Here is a 17,326-nt window from a genome sequence, read left to right as displayed (position 1 = left end):
CGAACTGACGAATGCGAACCGACGAATACGAACATTTCACTCTAACGCGGCCATAGCGACCCTCGCGCGGCCCTGGCCCGTACGTCCCTTCCGACGCGGCGGGCGACGGCCCCGAGGAACCGGACCGCCTCCACCGCGGCCGGCAGCGGGTCCTCGCGGCTGAGCCAGGCGCGCTCGGCCTGCGGCCCCGGCAGCAGGGCGGGCGGGAGCCGGTGCTCCTCGCGCAGCCAGGCCAGCACCGACGGCAGGTCGAGCTGCCCCGCGACGAACACCCGCCCGTCGGCCTGCGGCGCCGGCGGCACGTCACGGCCCGTCAGGTCGAGGTGCATGGCCCGTACGACGTCCACACCGGCGACGTTCTCGAAGAGCCGGAACTGCGCGCCGGCCCGCGGATTGAAGTCGACCAGCTTGTACCGCTCGTCGCGGCGGTCGTAGCGCCAGTCGAGGTCCGCCGCGCCGCTGTAGCCGATCCGGCGGCACAGGTCCGCGGCCAGCCCCACGAGCGGGGGGTTGTTCAGCGCCACGGCCCGGGTCGTCACCCCCGCGTGCGGCGGCCAGGAGCGCAGCTTGAGGCCGGTGAACGCGACCCGGATCTCGCCCCCGGTCCCGCAGTACAGGTGGGTGATCCAGTCCTCCGCCCACTCCCTCGGGATGTACTCCTGCACCAGGAGCGGGGGCAGGACGCCCGGCTCGAACCGGTCCAGGAGCCCGCGCTCGTCGCGGACCGCGGTGGTGCCGCCCACGGCCGGGTCGCGCAGCCGCGTCCACGCGTCGCGGTTCTTCAGGACGACGGGGTAGCCCAGCTCGCGGCCCGCGTCGACGAGTTCGTCGCGGGTGACGGGCGCCCTGGTGCGCGGCGAGGCGACGCCCAGTTCCTCGCAGAGGACGTGCAGGCTCGCCTTTCCCGCCAGCAGTCGCGGGAGCCCCGGGGGGACCCGGGGCAGCAGGAAGTACTCGGACAGGGTCTCGTAGTGCTCGGCGAGCAGGATCGCGGCCTCGTCGTCGGTCGGCACGGGGACGCAGGGCCCGCCGACGGACCGGCCGATGTCGAGCAGGGCCGCGACGAGGTCGTCCTGCCGCTCCAGGCCGGTCGTCGGCCGGACGAAGGCGCGGGACAGGTGGCGGGAGAGCGCGACCGGGGTGAGCCGGTCCTCGACGACGGCGTGGACGGTGACGCCGGCCCGGCCGAGGGTGCGGACCACGCCGAGGCCGCCGTGGTGCTGGGGGTAGCCGCCGATCTTGGCGAGGAGCGCGGGCACCGCCGGGTCGAGGAGCGGATCGTCCGGCGCGCGCGGGCTCACGACTCTCCCTTCGGCGGCCCCTGCGGGGTCCGGTCCGAGGTCCGAGGTCTCATCAGGCCTCACAGCAGGGGGCGTTCTAGAATCACACCATAATGTCTCTTTTGCGGCTTACCGGAAGGTACGGTCCCGCCGAACAGGTCATGGACGTGTTCCGGTGAGCGGGTACCACCACCGGGCCCACACCGAAGCCGGACCGGGAGGCCGAACCGGACCGGGAGGCGGAACGGGATCGGAAACCGGAGCCGGTCCGGAGACGAGAGCCGGGTCGAAGACCGGAACCGGGACCCGTACCCGTACCCGGCCCGCCGCCGTTCGCGTCTGGGCGTCGCGTCTGATCCTCCCCCTGTCCGTCGCCCTCTGGCTGCTGTCGCTGCGCTCGGTCCCGATCGACCGGATGCGCGACCTCGGACTCCTCCAGGTCCTGCCGCCGCTCTTCTGGGTGGCGGCAGGACTGCTCACGCTGGGTTTCTGCCTGGCCCTCACCGACCGCCGCACCCACAGCGCCTGGCTGACCGGCTACGTCCTCGCGCTCATCGCCCTGCTCCACGCCACCCCCACACTGCTCTACCCGACCCTGCGCTACTCGTGGGCCTGGAAACACCTGGCGGTCATCGACGCGATGATCCGGCACGGCGGCGAGGTGCCGTACGCGGACAAGTTCTCCGTCTACAACGACTGGCCGGGCTTCTTCCAGCTCCACGCGCTGTTCCTGCAGACCACCGGCCTCGATTCGAGCGTCGGGTACGCCTCCTGGACACCCCCCTTCGCCAACGCCCTGCTGCTCGCCCCGCTGCTCCTGCTGTACCGGTCCGTGACCCGCGACCGGCGGCTCGTCTGGGGCGCGGTCTGGATCTTCTACAGCTGCTCCTGGGTGGGCCAGGACTACTTCGCGCCGCAGTCCTTCGCCTTCCTCCTGTTCATGACCGTCATCGCCCTCCTCTTCCGGCAGCTGCCGGCGCCGGTGGCGGCGGCGGCGTCCTCGGCGGCAGCGGCCTCGAAGGCGGCGGCGGCGCCGGACGCCGCGTCCGACGCGCTCCCCCGCCCCGATCCGCGGCGGCGGACCGGCTGGCCACCGGGGCTCCTGGCCGCGGTCGTGGTGATCGTGGCCGCGATCGTGGTCTCCCACCCCCTGACACCACTGATGCTGATCAGCGCCCTGGCGATGCTGTCCCTGCCCCGCCGCACCCGACGCCTCGCGGTTCCGGTGCTGATCGCCGCGGCCGTCCTCACCGCCGCCTGGGACGCCACCGTGGCCCGGTCGTACATCTCCGTGAACATCAGCAACCTCATCGACTCCCTCACCGAGCCCGACAAGAACGTCTCCTCCGGACTGGCCGCCCTGGGCAACGCCGCTCCGGGGCAGATCCTGCTGTCCTGGGTCGACCGCGGACTGTCGGCGGCGGTCGCCGTCCTGGCCCTGGCCGGTCTCCTGGTCCGCCGGTGGACCCGGCGCACCGGCCTGCCCCTGCTGGCCGCGGCCCCGCTGCCGCTGCTCGCCGTCAACGCCTACGGCGGCGAGATGCTCTTCCGGGCCTATCTCTTCGCGCTGCCCGCCGCCGCGTTCCTGGTGGCGGCGCTCGTGCTGCCACCGGGCGACCGGCGCCACGCCCCGCGCACGCTCGCCGTCTACCCCCTCCTCCTGGCCATGTTCGGCGCGCTGGTCTTCGGCTACTACGGCAAGGAGGCCCTGAACCAGTACACCCTCAAGGAGGTCGCCGCCGCCCGGTACGTGATCGAGCACGCCCCACCGGGCTCGACGTTCGTCACGCTCACCGAGGACGTGCCCGACCTCGACCTGGACTACGAGAAACACCACCGGGTCCAGCTGGCCTACCAGGAGACGGACGAGTTGCGGGAGCTGGTGCGCGACCCGCTGGAGGGGGTGGAGGGCTTCGTCTTCGGCGCCACCGAGAAGAACCCCGCGTACATCGTGCTCTCCCGCGCCCAGGACATGAACCTCTTCGTCACCGGAGCACTGCCGGCCGACCTCCCGGAGCGGATCCAGTCCGTGCTGTCGGACGCGCCGGGCTTCACGAAGGTCTACGACAACGGCGACGCGATCGTCTACCGCTACGTGACACCGCCGCCCGACTGAGGAGTCGCCCCATGACACCCCTGCGCCTGGGACTCGCCGCCTCCGGGTGGCTCGCGCTCCTCGCCACGGCGCTGCCGGAGGCCGCCCCGCTGCGGGTGGCCGCCGTCGCCGCGTTCCTGCTCGTCTGCCCGGGTCTCGCGGCCCTGCTCGCGCTGCGGCCGGGCGGCCCGCCACGGGACGGGCACGCGGGGGCGCTCCTGGAGACCGCGCTCGTCACCCTCGTCCTCGGCCTCTCCCTGACGACCCTCGTGGCCGTCGCGCTCTTCCTCGGCGGCGTCTTCACGGCCACCCGGTCCCTGCTGGCGCTCGCCGCCCTGACCTCCGTCCTCGCCCTGGTGTCCCTCCGTCCCGGCGCGCGGAACCGGGACACGGGGGTGCACGCTGGTTGAAGGGCCCTTCCTCGCAGGACCGACAGGATCGCCAGGATCACCGGAGACCGGAGAGGAGACGCGCGATGGCCCAGGACCCCACCGTGGTGGTCGTCGGAGCCGGGCCGTTCGGGCTCGCCACCACCGCCTGGCTGGGCGCGACCGACGTGGCCACCCGCGTCTTCGGCGAGCCGATGGAGACCTGGCGCACCCACATGCCCGAGGGCATGTTCCTCAAGTCGGTGCCGACGGCGTCCTCGATCTCCGCTCCCGGGGACGGTCACCGGTTCGCGGACTTCCGCGCCGCGCGGGGCCTGCCGCCCGTGGGCGACACCTACCCGATCCCGGTCGAGGAGTTCGTCGCGTACGGCCACTGGTTCCAGGAGCGGCTGGTGCCGGACCTGGAGCGCACGGCGGTCCGTGAGGTGCGGCGCGCCGACGGCGGTTTCGCCGTCTCGCTGGCCTCCGGCGAGGAGGTCGCCGCACGGGCCGTGGTCGTGGCCACCGGACTCGTCGCGTACGCCCACCGGCCGGCCGGACTGGCGCCGCTCGCCGCTGCGGGCCTCGCCTCCCACACGTGCGACCACCCGGACCTGGCCGTGTTCGCCGGCCGTCGTGTCGCCGTCGTCGGCGCCGGCCAGTCGGCCCTGGAGAGCGCCGCCCTGCTGCACGAGGCGGGCGCGCAGCCGGTCGTGATCGCCAGGACCCGGGCCCTGCTCTTCGGCGACCCGCCGGAGGCCGACCGGCCGGCCGACCGGTCCTGGCCCGAGCGGCTGCGCAAGCCCAGCTCGGCGCTGGGTCCCGGCTGGTCCCTCTTCGCGGTCAGCCGCGGCCCCGCCGCCTACCGCCGGCTGCCGCGCCCGGTGCGCGCGCACTTCCTGCGCACCGTCCTCGGACCGTCCGGCGCCTGGTGGCTGCGGGACCGGGTCGACGGCCACTTCCCGGTGCTGTGCGCGCGCCGCCTGGTGGCGGCCCGGCAGGAGGACGGCGCCGTGCGCCTGGCCCTCGCCGGCCCGGCGGGATCGCGGGGCGTCCTGCACACCGACCACGTCCTGGCGGCCACCGGCTACCAGGTGGACGTGGAGCGGATCCCCGTCCTGGAGCCGGCGCTGCGGGCCTCGGTGCGCACCTGGACGGGCGGTGCGCCCGTGCTCTCGTACGGGTTCGAGTCGTCGGTCCCCGGCCTGTACTTCACCGGACTCGCCGCCGCCCCCACGTTCGGCCCGCTCCTGCGGTTCGTGCACGGCACGACGTTCGCCGCGCCCCGCGTCGCGGCCTCGGTCGCGGCCTCGGACGGGGTCGCGGATGCGGCCTCGGTCGCGGCCTCGGCATCGGCATCGGCATCGGCCTCGGCATCGGCCTCGACTTCGTACGGAGGCGGGGAGCGGTGAGCGCGCGGGGCGCCGTCCGGTCCCTGCGGCGGGCCTCGGCGCTGGCGTTGTCGTCCGTCCTGCTGCTGACGGCCGCCGCCTGCGCCGGCCCCGCCGAGGGCAGCCGGGCCGGGCCCACCGGCGTGGCCACCGACGGACCGACACCGGCCGACGAGTGGCGGATGGTCCTGGACGAGAACTTCGACGGCTCGGAGCTCGACGAAGAGACGTGGACGACCTGCTACGACTGGAACAAGGACGGCTGCACCAACAGCGGCAACGACGAACTCCAGTGGTACCTGCCGGAGCAGGTCTCCGTGCGGGACGGCGAGCTGACCCTCACCGCCGAGCGGCGCGAGACCCGCGGCAGCGACGACGAGACCTACCCGTGGACCTCCGGAATGGTCTCCACGGGCCGGGACGACTGGTACGCCGAGCCCCGGCGCACGTTCACGTACGGCTACTTCGAGGCGGCGATCAGGATCCCGCCCGAGGCCGGCATGTTCCCCGCGTTCTGGCTGATGCCCGCCGCGCGCTTCACCCCGCCGGAGATCGACGTCATGGAGTTCCTGGACACCACCCAGAAGGTCAGCATGTACGTGCACTGGCGCGACGAGGAGGGCGACGAGGCGCGGCAGCGCGGCACGTACGGGCCGGTCGACTTCCCCGCCGGGTTCCATGTGTTCGGCCTGCTGTGGGAGCCCGACGAGCTGGTCTGGTACGTGGACGGCGTCGAGCGCCTCCGCGTGACGGACACCGAACGGATCCCGGACGTGCCCATGGAGATCCTGCTCAACCTGGCGGTCGGGGTGCCGAAGGCGCCCCCGGATTCGGTCGACGAGGCCCGGATGTACGTGAACTGGGTACGGGTGTGGGAGAAGCGCTGACCCTCCGGAAGACCCGTAGGGCTGACTTGCCGACAGGCCGGACAACCCCTACGAGACCGCCCTGTACGGCACCTTCAGCCGGGCCCTCAGCCGCCGGTAGGCGCGCCAGCCCTTGGTCCTGCGCCCTTCGGGGAAGGGTGCGACCGGCGCCGCGGCGCCCCGGGTCCACTGCCGGAACCGGTCCCGGTCCGTGTCGGCGCGGACCATCAGCCGGGCGATGCGCAGCGGATCGTCGTCCGCCGAGCTGTGCGCGTCGCGCACCGCCGTCGCCGAGGTCCACCCGGCAGCCCGCACCTGCTCACGCACCGCCGGGCTGGAGTAGCCGTGCGGATAGGCGAACTCGGTGACGCGGCGCCCCAGGAAGTCCTCCAGCTCGCGCCCGCACCCCGCCACCTCGTCCCACACCCGCTGGGCGGGCAGGGTGTCGAGCTGCGGGTGGGTCCGCGTGTGGCCGCCGACCTCCACCCCGTACTCGTCGAGACCGACGAGCTGGCGCCAGCCGAGCATCCGGGACTCCGGCGGGAAGACCTCGCCCTCCGGGCCGCCGGCCCGGCCGCGCAGCGCGCCGGTGGTGACGTACAGAGTGGCGGGGAAGCCGTGCCGGACCAGCAGGGGCAGCACGGTCGAGTGGAAGTCGGCGAAGCCGTCGTCGAAGGTGAGGACCGCGGAGCGGGCGGGGAGCGGCGGGCCGCCGCGCTGCGCGTCGACGAGCAGGCGCAGCGGCACGATCCGCAGCCCGCTGTCGGCGATCGCCTCCAGCTGCTCGGCGAAGACGCGGGGGGCGACCGTGAACGGCGCGATCCAGGACGGCGGATCGGTCGACACCGAGTGGTAGAGGAAGACGGGTACGGCGGTGGCGGGGGTGACGGCGGTCATGACGGCCCTCCGTCCACCCCTCCCGCCCCCGTTCCCACGCCTGCTCCCGCTTCTGCGCCCGCACCCGCGCCTGCTCGCGGACCCGCCCCCGCACGTGCCCCGTCGCCCGCCGGGCGCCGGGCCCGGCCCACGACGTATCCCGCGACGGTCACCCCGACCCCGCCCACCAGCGCCGAGGCCGTGCGCAGTCCGCCGGGGCGGCCGGGCCGCAGCGCCCGGACGACGGCGCGCGGGACGGTCGACCGCAGATAGGCGCGCTCGCTGGACAGGGCCGCGCGGCTGCTTCCGAGCTGGGCGACGCGCGCCTTGGACAGGCCCTCGGCATAGCACCGCGCGAGGAAGTACGCCCAGGTGGCGCGGGCCGCGGGCACCCGGTGGCGGACCGCGGCGGCGGGTTCGTGGAGCAGGACGGCGGCCGGGCGGCGGGCGGCGACGCGCAGGCACAGCTCGGTCTCCTCGCAGCCGAGGGGGCGCTTGCCCACCCGGCCCAGGTCGGTGCGGAAGCCTCCGGCGGCGATCACCTCGGCCCGCCGGAAGGACATGTTGGCGCCGATGAAGTTCCGTACGGGGGAAGGCCGTTCGGGAAGGCCCCGGTAGGAGCAGCCGACGACCCAGTCGAACTCGCGCGGGAACCACACCGGCCGCCGCGTGACCCACCAGGGCCGGACCAGCCCGCCGACGCCCACGACGGCCCGGTCGGCATAGCGGGCGAGGAGCCGCGCGGACCAGTCCGGGTCGGCGGCCGCGTCGTCGTCGAGGAAGGCGACGACCTCGCAACGGGCGGCCGCCACCCCGGTGTTGCGCGCCCCGGACAGGCCCTGTTGCTCCCGGTTCGCGAGCACCCGCACCCCGGGGAAGGCGGCGGAGGCCCGCTCGTACAGCTCACGGCAGTGGTCGACGACCAGCACGGTCTCGTCCACGCGATGACGCTGGGACCGCACCGATCCGATCGCCGTCCGCAGGTCGTCCCAGCGGTCCAGGGTGTAGGCGCAGACGACGACGGTCAGGCTCGGCGCGGGGCGCGTACCGGTGCCGGTGTGGGGGTCGGGACGGGTGTTCACGAGGACCTCCGTGATCCGGTCGTGAGCCAGCGCGACCGCCAGATCAGCAGCGGCGCGGCGAGCAGGCACATGGTCACCAGCCAGGCGACGCCCGCCCCGGTGATGCCCAGCGTCGGCAGCAGCAGCTTGGTGAGCCCCAGGACGAGCACGCACATGGCGAACTGCACGCCGACCGCCCACCGCAGCCGCCGGCGCGCCCGCCACACGTCGATGGCGAGGCTGACCAGGATGTTCGGCAGGGCGGACAGGGCGAGGAGCCGCAGCAGGGTCGTTCCGTGCTCGGCGTACTCGGGGCCGAAGAGGGAGAGGATCTGCGGCGCGAGCGCGACGACGAGGACGACGGCGGCGCCGAGCAGCAGACCGGTGTGCCGCAGCATCCTCATCGTGTGCTCGACCAGCCGCTCCGGGCTCCTGACCGCCTCCACGACGAGGGAGCTGCCCAGGTTGCGGGCGATCAGGTAGAGCACGTAGCCGACGATCCAGGCGAGCGAGAAGTAGGCGCTCTGCTCGGCGCCCAGGTTGTTCAGGACGAGCAGCGGGACGACGGTGTACGCCGCCATCCGGAAGAGCGAGCCGACGTAGTCGGCGGCCGCGTACCGCAGCGCCCTGGCCGGACGCTGAGCCTCCGTCGACACCCGTACGTGGTCGGGCACGGCCCGCCGCAGCAGGACGTAGTTGGCGACGAGGAGGGAGACGGCGAGCGCCCCGACCCAGGAGAGCAGGATGCCGGAGAACAGCGCCAGGGCGGCGCCCATGCCGAGCAGCCCGATCTTCACGCAGGCGAAGATCACGTTCTCGCCCACCACCCAGCCGGGCCGCCGCACCGCGGTGAGCGCGCCGTCCTGCATGACGAAGACGGCGTATCCGGCGGTGGCGGCGACGAAGCAGGCGGCGGTCACGGGGGTCAGCAGGAAGTCGAGGCCCGGGGCGACCGTGGGGACGAGCATCAGGAAGCCGATGGCCACCAGGGAGCTGACGACGGCGCTCACGGCGTAGCAGAGGAGGATCAGCCGCCGGGTGTGGTGGCCGGCGGAGGGCACGAACCGGACGAGGAAGTCGGAGAGGTTGAGCTGTCCGATGCTCGCCAGGAGCAGGGTCATGGAGAGCGCGGAGTAGCTGAGGCCCACCACCTCGTCGTCGTACCAGTGCGTGGCCAGGACCCAGAAGATCGAGCCCAGCGCGGAGCTGACGAGGGAGCTGATCGCGAGGAGGTGCCCGTTGCGCAGCAGCGGGTCGCGGGGGAACACGGCGGCGACGCCGGAGCGGACCACCGCTCCCAGCGAGCGCCGCGTGTCGAGGGGGGCCGGGTCGCCCGCGGTCCCGGGGTCGGCCACCAGGGCCGCGGGGGCGGGCCGTGCGGTGCGCGGCTCGGTCATCGTCTCTCGCCCCGCCTCCGGGGGCCGGGGTCCGCGAGGTCGCCGTGGCGGCGACCGGACCCGGTCCGCTGCCGTAGCCGCCGCTCGATCAGGCGGCTGCGCAGATAGCCGTACGGGCCGTAGAGCAGGCCGCGGATCTCCAGGCGGGCGAGCCTGGCGGGGCCCGCGGCCGGCCGGCCGGCGCTCTGCCCCGCGGCCGGCGGGCCCGAGCGCTCGCGGTTCCTGGCGATCACGTACCGGACGCCGCCGGGCAGCCGGCGCAGCAGCGCGGGCAGCATGCGGGGTTCGTGGACGAGGGCCCCGGCCAGGTAGGCGCCGAAGCCCGCGCCGTAGCCGAAGGCCTGCGCGTCGAGGGCCTCGAAGGTGCGCCGGTGCCGGTGCCAGACGATCGCGGCCGGCTCGTAGGCGAGGGAGCCGCCGTGGGCCAGCACGCGGAAGAAGGAGAGCAGGTCGTCGCCGCCGCGCGCGGGGGTGCCGACGCCGGTGGCGGGGTCGAAGCCGCCGAGCTCGTGCAGCAGCTCCGTACGGAACGCCATGTTCGCGCCGGAGCCGAAGCGGCCGGCGGTGAACGGGAACAGCGGGTCGGCGGGCGGGGTGCGCAGCGACCAGGTGCGGGGTGCGTACCCCTTCGCGAACGCGCCGTGGCGCTCCAGGGCGACCTGCGCCTCGGTGTCGAGTTCGGCGGGGACGATGAGGCCGGTGACGCAGCCGGTCCGGGGGTCGGCCAGGAAGGGCTCGACGAGCGCGGCCAGCCACAGCCGGTCGACGAGGGTGTCGTCGTCGGTGAAGGCGGCGATGTCGCCACGGGCCGCGGCGAGCCCCCGGTTGTGGGCCCGGGCGAGGCCGGGCACGGGCTCGCGCACGTACCGCACGGCGGGGCCGTGCCCCGGCGGCGTACCGCCGTACTCGCCCCGGACCAGCTCCTCGGTGGAGGTGTCGGCCGGGGCGTTGTCCACGACGATCACCTCGAACCGCGGGTACTCCACCGCCAGCAGCGAGTCCAGGCAGTCCCGGAGCATCCGGACGCGGTTCCGCGTGGCCACGATGACGCTGACCGGGGGCGCCCCGGCGAGGACCGGCCCGCGCCCCGCCGCCCGGCCGCCGGCCGAGGACTGCCGACGCCCGCCGGTCGAGGACGGCGTCCGCTCGCCGGCCGAGGACTCCGGCGGCCCGTCGGTCGCGGGGTCCCGCCGCTCGTCGCTCGCGAACTCCCGCCGCGCCGAGGCCGCGAGCGCCTGCCACAGCTCCTCGGGCCCGCCGCCGGCCGCCTCGGCCATCCCCAGCGGGCGGCCGTGCAGCCGTACGAGCCCGAGCGCGCGGCCCGACGGCCCGGGCCGGGCCGCGCCGCCCGGGCGCCGGAACGCTCCGGGCTCGGCGAGGTCGATGTCCACGACCGGCAGCGGCCCCGACAGTACGAGGGGACGGACGGCCACGCCGGTCACGGCGTGCTCCGCTCCCGCGGTGCGGACGCGGGCCGGCCGTTCACCGGCTGACCGTTCGCGGGCCTGCCGTTCGCGGGCAGCCCGTCCGCCTTCTGGACCTGGGCGCCCGGGCGCTCGGACAGGAGCGTGCGCAGGACCCGGCGGCCGTCGGAGATCGCGTGCAGGTTGGAGCGTCCGTTGCGGCGGGGCAGTTCGAGGCTCGGGACCTCGGCGATCCGGAGTCCGGAACGCAGCGCGTGCACGATCATCTCGGCCTCGATCTCGAAGCCGGTGGCGTGCAGGTCGAGCTGGTCGAGGAAGCTGCGCCGGAACGCGCAGAAGCCGTAGCAGAGGTCGGTCAGCGTGGCGTCGTACAGCCGGTTCACGAGGGCGAGGAGGGCGTGGTTGCCGAGGCTGCGGAAGCGGGTGATGTCGAGCGAGCCGCCGCCCTCGACGAAGCGCGAGCCCTTGACGAAGTCGTAGCCGTTCTCCAGGAAGTGCACGAAGTGCGGGATCTCGGCCGGAGACATGCTGCCGTCCGCGTCCATCATCACCACGTAGTCGCCGCGCGCCGCGAGGAAGCCGGTGCGCAGGGCGTTCCCCTTGCCCTTGCCGCTCTGCGGGATGCTGCGGACGGTGGGCAGGATCTGGGTGGCCACGCGGACCGTGGCGTCGTGGGAGTCGCCGTCGACGAGCAGGACCTCGCCGACGCAGTCCGGGATCTGTTCGAAGACCCAGGGGATGTTGCGCGCCTCGTTGAGCGCCGGGACCACCAGGCTCACGGCGGGTCGTGTCGGCGCCTTGTCCTCGGCGCGCCGCATCGGGTGCGGGGGCGGGTCGGTGGAGCGGCGGAGCGGGTGGTCGACGGGCCGGGAGTCGGTGGTCCGGCGCAGGGTCGGGTGAGTGGTCATGATGGCTCCGGATCGAATCGGTGCACGGTCGCGTGGTGCCGTCGTGCTGGCGTGCTGCGGAGGCCGTCCGCCGGAACGTGGCGATCGGTGGGTTCACCCTGCCGATGCACCATACGTTTACGACGTATATGTACACTTTATCCCGGGATGTCCCACGGTCAAGGCGAGAGCGCAGGCAGGCGGGCAGGCGGACACATGGCGATCGAGAAGGACCCCTCGACGGAAGGCCCGTCGGCGGGAGGCGCCCCGGCCGGGCGCCGCACGCCGGGCCGCCGGGCCGGCGACCACGGGCGCTACGGCCGGCTGAACCGCGAGCGCGTGCTCGCCACCGCCCTGCAGCTCGTCGACCGCGAGGGTCTCTCCGCGCTGAGCATGCGCCGGACCGGCGCGGAGCTCGGGGTCGAGGCCATGGCGCTGTACCGGTACGCGGCGGGGAAGGACGCGCTGCTCGACGGTCTGGTGGAGGCGCTCTACACGGAGCTGGAGGAACAGCTGGCCGCCTCCGACGAGGCACCCGAATGGCGGGACGAGCTCCATCGGATCGCGGCCGCGACCTACCGGGTCGCCCTCGCCCACCCCCATGTGGCCCCGCTCCTGGCCACCCGCATGCTGGCGGTCCCGCTCGCCCGCCGCCCGCTCGCCGTCCTGAGGGACCACGAGCGGATCCTGGCGCTCCTGGCGCGGGCGGGCCTCGACGAGGAGGGCACGGTCACGGCCTTCCGGGCCGTCACGGACTGGGTCCTCGGCTACGTCCTCGGAGACCTGCGGGCGATGGTCGACAATCCCGACGAGCCCGATCCGGCGTTCCGCCTCGGCCTGCACCGCATGCCGGCGCGCGAGCTGCCCGGCCTGCGGGCCGCCGCCCCGACGCTCGCCCGGCGCGGCGGCCCGGAGGGCCTGGCCGCGGGCCTGGACGCCCTCCTGGACCGCCTCGCCCCCGGGCCGGGGTGAGTGTCTCCCCGGCCCGGGGTGAGTCCCGGCCGGGGTAGGTCCCGCGGGTGCGTCCTACGGCGTGAGCCCGCGCACCAGCAGGTCGAGCAGGGCGCAGACGAACAGCGCCATGCCGATGAAACCGTTCACCGTGAAGAACGCCCGGTTCAGCCGGGACAGGTCGTGCGGCTTCACGATCGAGTGCTCGTAGCAGAAGGCCGCCGCCACGATCACGAGGCCGACCCAGAAGAACAGGCCGGCGTCGGTGGCCAGGGCGTACCAGACCAGGAGCCCGGTCGTCACGACCGCCGAGGCGCGGGCGCCCCACAGGGCGGCCGGGATGCCGAACCGCGCCGGCACCGACATCACTCCGCCGGCCCGGTCCGCCTGGACGTCCTGGCAGGCGAAGATCAGGTCGAAGCCGCCGATCCAGACGCCGACCGCGAGACCGAGGACGACGGCGTCCCAGGACCACTCGCCGGTGACCGCGAGCCAGGCGCCGATCGGCCCTATGGCCTGGGCGAGCCCGAGGATGGCGTGCGGGAAGTTCGTGAACCGCTTGCCGTACGGGTAGACGACCATCGGGATGACGGCGAGCGGCGCGAGCGCCAGACAGAGCGGGTTGAGCAGGGCCGCGGCGCCGAGGAAGACGACGACGGCGATCCCGGCCCCGGTCCACGCGGACCGCACGGACACGGCGCCGGTCACCAGCTCGCGCCCCGCGGTGCGCGGATTGCGGGCGTCGATCTCGCGGTCGATGATCCGGTTGCAGGCCATGGCGAAGGTCCGCAGGCCCACCATGCAGACGGTGACGAGGAAGAGCGTCCACCAGTGGATGTTCCTGTCCATCTGGTACATCGCGGTGAGCGAGGCGGTGTACGCGAAGGGCAGCGCGAAGACCGAGTGCTCGATCATCACGAGACGCAGGAACGCCTTCGTACGCCCCGGATCAGCGCCCGGTACGGCGGCCGTGGTCACAGCCCGTACTCCTTCCAGCGGCGGTCCACCAGGGCCGCCGTCGCCGGGTCCGACTCCACCATGTCCGGCCAGCCGCCGTCCCGGGTGTAGCCCTCCTCGGGCAGCTTCTTCGTCGCGTCGATACCGGCCTTGCCGCCCCAGAACTGCTGGTAGGAGGCGTGGTCGAGGTGGTCGACGGGCCCTTCGACGACGGTCAGGTCCCGCGCGTAGTCGGTGTTCCCGAGCGCTCGCCAGGACACTTCGTGAAGATCGTGGACATCGCAGTCCTTGTCGACGACGACGATCAGCTTGGTCAGCGACATCATGTGCGCGCCCCAGATGGCGTGCATGACCTTCTGCGCGTGCTTCGGGTACTTCTTGTCGATCGAGACGATCGCGCAGTTGTGGAAGCCGCCCGACTCCGGCAGGTGGTAGTCGACGATGTCCGGCACGATGATCTTGAGCAGGGGCAGGAAGAACCGCTCCGTGGCCCGGCCGAGCGGCCCGTCCTCGGTCGGCGGCCGGCCGACGACGATCGACTGGAGCAGCGGACGCTTCCGCATGGTGATGCAGTCGATCTTCAGCGCGGGGAACGGTTCCTGCGGGGTGTAGAAGCCGGTGTGGTCGCCGAAGGGACCCTCGGGCAGCATCTCGCCCGGCTCCAGCCAGCCCTCGACGACGACCTCGGCGTTGGCCGGGACCTGGAGCGGGACGGTCTTGCAGTCGACCATCTCGATCCGCTTGCCCTGCACGAAGCCGGCGAAGAGGTACTCGTCGATGTCGCCCGGCAGCGGAGCCGTCGAGGCGTACGTGACGGCGGGCGGGCAGCCGAAGGCGATCGCGACGGGCAGCCGCTCGCCCTTCGCGGCGGCGACGGCGTAGTGGTTGCGGCTGTCCTTGTGGATCTGCCAGTGCATGCCGATGGTGCGCTTGTCGTGGCGCTGGAGCCGGTAGAGCCCGAGGTTCCGCACACCGGTCTCGGGGTGCTTGGTGTGCGTGAGCCCGAGGTTGAAGAAGGAGCCGCCGTCCTTGGGCCAGGTGAAGAGCGCGGGCAGCAGGTCGAGGTCGACGTCGTCGCCGGTGAGCACGACCTCCTGGACAGGAGCGTCCTTCACCTTCTTCGGCGGCACGTGGACCATCGAGCCGAGCTTGCCGAAGGCCTCGCGGACGCCGACGAAACCGTGCGGAAGCTCGGGCTTGAGCAGCCCGCCGATCTTCTCGCTGATCTCGGCGTACGACTTCAGGCCGAGCGCCTTGAGCAGCCGGCGGTCGGTCCCGAAGACGTTCATCGCGAGCGGCATCGAGGAGCCCTTGACGTTCTCGAAGAGAAGCGCCGGGCCTCCTGCCTTGTTCACCCGGTCGACGATCTCCCCGACCTCCAGGTACGGGTCGACTTCGGCCTTGATGCGCTTGAGGTCGCCTTCACGCTCCAGAGCCCTGAGCAGCGAGCGGAGATCGTCGTAAGCCATAAGGGCCAGTATCGGTCACCGGCTACCCTGGACCTGTCACCGGGGCCGCCGAAACGCGCCTCCGCCACCGCTTCCAGGGGGCTGTCCCACATGCTCAGGGCGCTGTTGTACATCCTGCCGCTGGCGCTGACGATCTACGCCTTCATCGACTGCCTGAACACCCCGGAGGAAGAGACCAAGCACCTGCCGAAGGTGGTCTGGGTCATCATCATCCTGCTGTTCTGGATCGTCGGGCCGATCGTCTGGTTCTTCGCGGGCAAGGCGCGGCGCGCGGCCCCGGCGCGGGGCCGGTCGGGCGGCTGGGTGGCCCCCGACGACAACCCCGAGTTCCTGAAGTCCCTGAAGCAGCAGGACGGCCCGGACGACGAGGCCGCCCTCAAGGACTGGGAGGCGGACCTCCGCCGCCGCGAGGAAGAGCTGAAGAAGCGCGAGAGCGGCGAGGACACCGACAAGTGATGGAGCTGAGGCTCCTCGTCACCTTCGAGAAGGTCGCCGACGTCCTCTCCTTCACCCGAGCCGCCGCCGACCTCGGCTACGCCCAGTCCAGCGTCACGGGGCAGATCCGCTCCCTGGAGACCTCGCTGGGCGTCGACCTCTTCGAGCGGCTGGGCTCCCGGATCCGCCTCACCGAGGCCGGCGAACGCCTCCTCCCCTACGCCCGCCGGATGACCGAGCTGGCCGAGGAGGCCCGGGCGGCCGTCGCGAGCGCGGGGGACCCCGAGGGGACGATCGCCGTCGGCACGATGGAGTCGCTCACCTCCTACCGGCTGCCGCCGCTCCTGGAGTACTTCCACCACCGCTACCCGAAGGTGCGCCTGACCCTGCGCCCGACGCTCGGCGACGCGACCCGGCAGGCGCTGCGCCAGGGCACGTACGACGTGGGCTTCCTGATGGAGCCGGACACGGAGCACGAGGGCCTGGAGACCGAGGTCCTCGCGCCCGAGCCGCTGGTCCTGGTGGCCGGCCCGGGCCACCCCCTGTCGGGGCGTACGGGGCTGACGAACGCGGACCTGGCGGCGGCGCACCTCGTGGGCACCGAGCCGGGCTGCCCGTACCGCGACCTGTTCGAGGCGGAGCTGCGGGAGTGGGCGCCGCCGTTCATGGAGTTCGGCACGATCGAGGCGACGAAGCGGGGCGTGACCTCGGGCCTGGGCGTGGCGCTGCTCCCCCGCGTGACGGTCGCGGAGGAGCTGGCGTCGGGCGCCCTCGTCGCCCTGGACTGGGAGGCCCCGTTCACCCTCTTCACGCAGCTCGCGTGGCGACGGGGGAAGCGGCTTCCGGCGCACGTCCGGCTGTTCGTGGAGCAGGCGCGGCGGCTGGTGTCCGAGCAGAGCCTGCCAGCGTGACCCTGAGGCTGGCGAGCACGATGAGCGGGACGCCGAGCGCCTGGACGAGCCCGATGTGGTGCCCGTACACCGCCCAGTCGACGCCCATGGCGACGGCGGGGTAGGTGAAGGCGAGGACGGCGATCTTGGCGGTCGGCAGCTTGGCGTAGGCGGCGTACATGAGCACGTACATCAGCCCGGTGTGGATCAGCCCCAGCCCGACCAGCCACGCCCAGCCGGCACCGAGGCCCGCCGTGGCGGACAGGTCGACGAAGGGCAGCAGCAGGGGCAGTCCGACGAGGACCTGGACGAGCGCGACGAGGTGCGGCCGGATGCCGGTGATCCGCTTGGTGACGAAGACCGAGAGGGCGTAGAGGACGGCGGCGGCGAGCGCGAAGCCGAGCCCCTTCAGGGACGCGGTGTCGCCGGGCCGCACCCCGGACACGAGCACGAGCCCGACGAAGGCGACGGCGAGCCACCCCAGCTTCCCGCCCGGGATCCGCTCCTTCGCGAAGACCGCCCCGAGCAGCACGAGGAAGAAGGGCTGCGTGTGGTAGACGACGGTGGCGAGGGAGATCGAGGTGGCCTCGTACGCCTCGAAGAGGAACACCCAGTTGAAGACGATGAACGCGCCACCGAGAGCGGCGAGCCCCAGCTTCCTCGCGGTGAACCCGTGCCCGGTGAAGAACCCCCGGGCCAGGCTGTACGCCCCGAGCGCGGCGGCCCCGAAGAGGCACCGGAAGAACACCACCTCGAAGGGCGACGCCCCGGACTCGACGACGAAGACGCCGAGCGTGCCGGAGAGCACCATGGCGAGGGTGAGTTCGACGGTTCCCCTGGTCTCGTTTCTCATGGCGACGACGCTACGAGCGCCGCCGAACGCGGTCCACGAGCCAGTGGACCGTCCTCCCGATGGGACCGATCGGCGGGGCCGATGGGGGGGCGCCCGGAATACCCCCGGAGCAAGGAAAGTTGGCCA

General features: G+C 73.3%; 16 protein-coding genes. 7 read left to right on the top strand and 9 right to left on the bottom strand.

Annotated elements, in window-relative coordinates; genetic code table 11:
- Positions 1-41: 41 nt before the first annotated feature.
- The gene (locus ACF08F_RS34235; protein WP_392302432.1) at positions 42-1,301 is read right to left on the bottom strand and encodes an ATP-grasp domain-containing protein; all 1,260 of its coding nucleotides are present in this window, start codon (positions 1,299-1,301) and stop codon (positions 42-44) included.
- Between the two features lie 394 nt (positions 1,302-1,695).
- Between ACF08F_RS34235 and ACF08F_RS34230 the strand changes: the two genes are divergently transcribed.
- The 4 genes from ACF08F_RS34230 (at position 1,696) to ACF08F_RS34215 (ending at position 6,021) form a co-directional block, all read left to right on the top strand.
- A complete protein-coding gene (locus tag ACF08F_RS34230; RefSeq protein WP_392302431.1) occupies positions 1,696-3,396 on the top strand; it encodes a glycosyltransferase in 1,701 nt (566 codons plus the stop codon).
- Between the two features lie 11 nt (positions 3,397-3,407).
- Complete coding sequence (locus ACF08F_RS34225; RefSeq protein ID WP_392302430.1) at positions 3,408-3,785, top strand: hypothetical protein; 378 nt, start codon at positions 3,408-3,410, stop codon at positions 3,783-3,785.
- Between the two features lie 65 nt (positions 3,786-3,850).
- Positions 3,851-5,155: an NAD(P)-binding domain-containing protein gene (locus tag ACF08F_RS34220; RefSeq protein WP_392302429.1), complete on the top strand. Its 1,305-nt coding sequence runs from the start codon at positions 3,851-3,853 to the stop codon at positions 5,153-5,155.
- Positions 5,152-6,021, top strand: a complete 870-nt coding sequence (locus tag ACF08F_RS34215) for a family 16 glycosylhydrolase (RefSeq protein WP_392302428.1) — start codon at positions 5,152-5,154, stop codon at positions 6,019-6,021. Before ACF08F_RS34220 ends, ACF08F_RS34215 begins: the two co-directional genes overlap by 4 nt.
- Positions 6,022-6,069: 48 nt before the next feature.
- On the opposite strand, the gene ACF08F_RS34210 is transcribed toward ACF08F_RS34215, so the two are convergent.
- From ACF08F_RS34210 to ACF08F_RS34190, 5 genes are read right to left on the bottom strand one after another with little or no spacing between them, the layout of a single operon-like run.
- Positions 6,070-6,897 (bottom strand): polysaccharide deacetylase family protein, encoded by an 828-nt coding sequence (locus ACF08F_RS34210; RefSeq protein ID WP_392302427.1) that lies wholly within the window; start codon positions 6,895-6,897, stop codon positions 6,070-6,072.
- Positions 6,894-7,958 carry a glycosyltransferase family 2 protein gene (locus ACF08F_RS34205; RefSeq protein WP_392302426.1) on the bottom strand — a complete coding sequence of 355 codons (1,065 nt, stop codon included), beginning with the start codon at positions 7,956-7,958 and terminating at the stop codon, positions 6,894-6,896. The genes ACF08F_RS34210 and ACF08F_RS34205 overlap by 4 nt, the downstream gene beginning before the upstream one ends.
- A complete protein-coding gene (locus ACF08F_RS34200) occupies positions 7,955-9,334 on the bottom strand; it encodes a lipopolysaccharide biosynthesis protein (RefSeq protein WP_392302425.1) in 1,380 nt (459 codons plus the stop codon). The genes ACF08F_RS34205 and ACF08F_RS34200 overlap by 4 nt, the downstream gene beginning before the upstream one ends.
- Positions 9,331-10,776 (bottom strand): glycosyltransferase, encoded by a 1,446-nt coding sequence (locus ACF08F_RS34195; protein ID WP_392302424.1) that lies wholly within the window; start codon positions 10,774-10,776, stop codon positions 9,331-9,333. The genes ACF08F_RS34200 and ACF08F_RS34195 overlap by 4 nt, the downstream gene beginning before the upstream one ends.
- The gene (locus ACF08F_RS34190; RefSeq protein WP_392302423.1) at positions 10,773-11,666 is read right to left on the bottom strand and encodes a glycosyltransferase family 2 protein; all 894 of its coding nucleotides are present in this window, start codon (positions 11,664-11,666) and stop codon (positions 10,773-10,775) included. The genes ACF08F_RS34195 and ACF08F_RS34190 overlap by 4 nt, the downstream gene beginning before the upstream one ends.
- A 195-nt stretch (positions 11,667-11,861) precedes the next feature.
- Here ACF08F_RS34190 and ACF08F_RS34185 point away from each other — a divergent pair, with 195 nt between their 5' ends.
- Positions 11,862-12,617: a TetR/AcrR family transcriptional regulator gene (locus ACF08F_RS34185; protein WP_392302422.1), complete on the top strand. Its 756-nt coding sequence runs from the start codon at positions 11,862-11,864 to the stop codon at positions 12,615-12,617.
- A 54-nt stretch (positions 12,618-12,671) separates the two neighbouring features.
- On the opposite strand, the gene mqnP is transcribed toward ACF08F_RS34185, so the two are convergent.
- On the bottom strand, positions 12,672-13,574 hold the full coding sequence (gene mqnP / locus ACF08F_RS34180; RefSeq protein WP_392302421.1) for a menaquinone biosynthesis prenyltransferase MqnP: 903 nt from the start codon (positions 13,572-13,574) through the stop codon (positions 12,672-12,674).
- Complete coding sequence (locus ACF08F_RS34175; protein ID WP_392302420.1) at positions 13,571-15,022, bottom strand: menaquinone biosynthesis decarboxylase; 1,452 nt, start codon at positions 15,020-15,022, stop codon at positions 13,571-13,573. Before ACF08F_RS34175 ends, mqnP begins: the two co-directional genes overlap by 4 nt.
- A gap of 90 nt (positions 15,023-15,112) precedes the next feature.
- Here ACF08F_RS34175 and ACF08F_RS34170 point away from each other — a divergent pair, with 90 nt between their 5' ends.
- Both ACF08F_RS34170 and ACF08F_RS34165 read left to right on the top strand, forming a co-directional pair.
- Entirely contained in the window at positions 15,113-15,478 is a 366-nt protein-coding gene (locus tag ACF08F_RS34170; protein ID WP_392302419.1) for a PLD nuclease N-terminal domain-containing protein, read from the top strand.
- On the top strand, positions 15,478-16,368 hold the full coding sequence (locus ACF08F_RS34165) for a LysR family transcriptional regulator (RefSeq protein WP_392302418.1): 891 nt from the start codon (positions 15,478-15,480) through the stop codon (positions 16,366-16,368). Before ACF08F_RS34170 ends, ACF08F_RS34165 begins: the two co-directional genes overlap by 1 nt.
- Here the strand turns inward: ACF08F_RS34165 and ACF08F_RS34160 are convergent.
- Positions 16,265-17,200 carry a DMT family transporter gene (locus tag ACF08F_RS34160; protein ID WP_392302417.1) on the bottom strand — a complete coding sequence of 312 codons (936 nt, stop codon included), beginning with the start codon at positions 17,198-17,200 and terminating at the stop codon, positions 16,265-16,267. The two genes, ACF08F_RS34165 and ACF08F_RS34160, sit on opposite strands and share 104 nt — an antisense overlap.
- Positions 17,201-17,326: the final 126 nt, after the last annotated feature.

Source organism: Streptomyces sp. NPDC015130 (assembly GCF_043080005.1).
Taxonomy (GTDB): domain Bacteria; phylum Actinomycetota; class Actinomycetes; order Streptomycetales; family Streptomycetaceae; genus Streptomyces.
This window is presented reverse-complemented; position numbering and strand designations above follow the sequence as displayed.

What these genes read in the sequence shown, in the direction of transcription:
- ACF08F_RS34165 (WP_392302418.1), top strand. Translation starts at nt 15,478, where the DNA reads ATGGAGCTGAGGCTCCTCGTCACCTTCGAGAAGGTCGCCGACGTCCTC.
- ACF08F_RS34170 (WP_392302419.1), top strand. Translation starts at nt 15,113, where the DNA reads ATGCTCAGGGCGCTGTTGTACATCCTGCCGCTGGCGCTGACGATCTAC.
- ACF08F_RS34200 (WP_392302425.1), bottom strand. Translation starts at nt 9,334, where the DNA reads ATGACCGAGCCGCGCACCGCACGGCCCGCCCCCGCGGCCCTGGTGGCC.
- ACF08F_RS34175 (WP_392302420.1), bottom strand. Translation starts at nt 15,022, where the DNA reads ATGGCTTACGACGATCTCCGCTCGCTGCTCAGGGCTCTGGAGCGTGAA.
- ACF08F_RS34225 (WP_392302430.1), top strand. Translation starts at nt 3,408, where the DNA reads ATGACACCCCTGCGCCTGGGACTCGCCGCCTCCGGGTGGCTCGCGCTC.
- ACF08F_RS34160 (WP_392302417.1), bottom strand. Translation starts at nt 17,200, where the DNA reads ATGAGAAACGAGACCAGGGGAACCGTCGAACTCACCCTCGCCATGGTG.
- ACF08F_RS34230 (WP_392302431.1), top strand. Translation starts at nt 1,696, where the DNA reads ATGCGCGACCTCGGACTCCTCCAGGTCCTGCCGCCGCTCTTCTGGGTG.
- ACF08F_RS34210 (WP_392302427.1), bottom strand. Translation starts at nt 6,897, where the DNA reads ATGACCGCCGTCACCCCCGCCACCGCCGTACCCGTCTTCCTCTACCAC.
- ACF08F_RS34190 (WP_392302423.1), bottom strand. Translation starts at nt 11,666, where the DNA reads ATGACCACTCACCCGACCCTGCGCCGGACCACCGACTCCCGGCCCGTC.
- ACF08F_RS34185 (WP_392302422.1), top strand. Translation starts at nt 11,862, where the DNA reads ATGGCGATCGAGAAGGACCCCTCGACGGAAGGCCCGTCGGCGGGAGGC.
- ACF08F_RS34220 (WP_392302429.1), top strand. Translation starts at nt 3,851, where the DNA reads ATGGCCCAGGACCCCACCGTGGTGGTCGTCGGAGCCGGGCCGTTCGGG.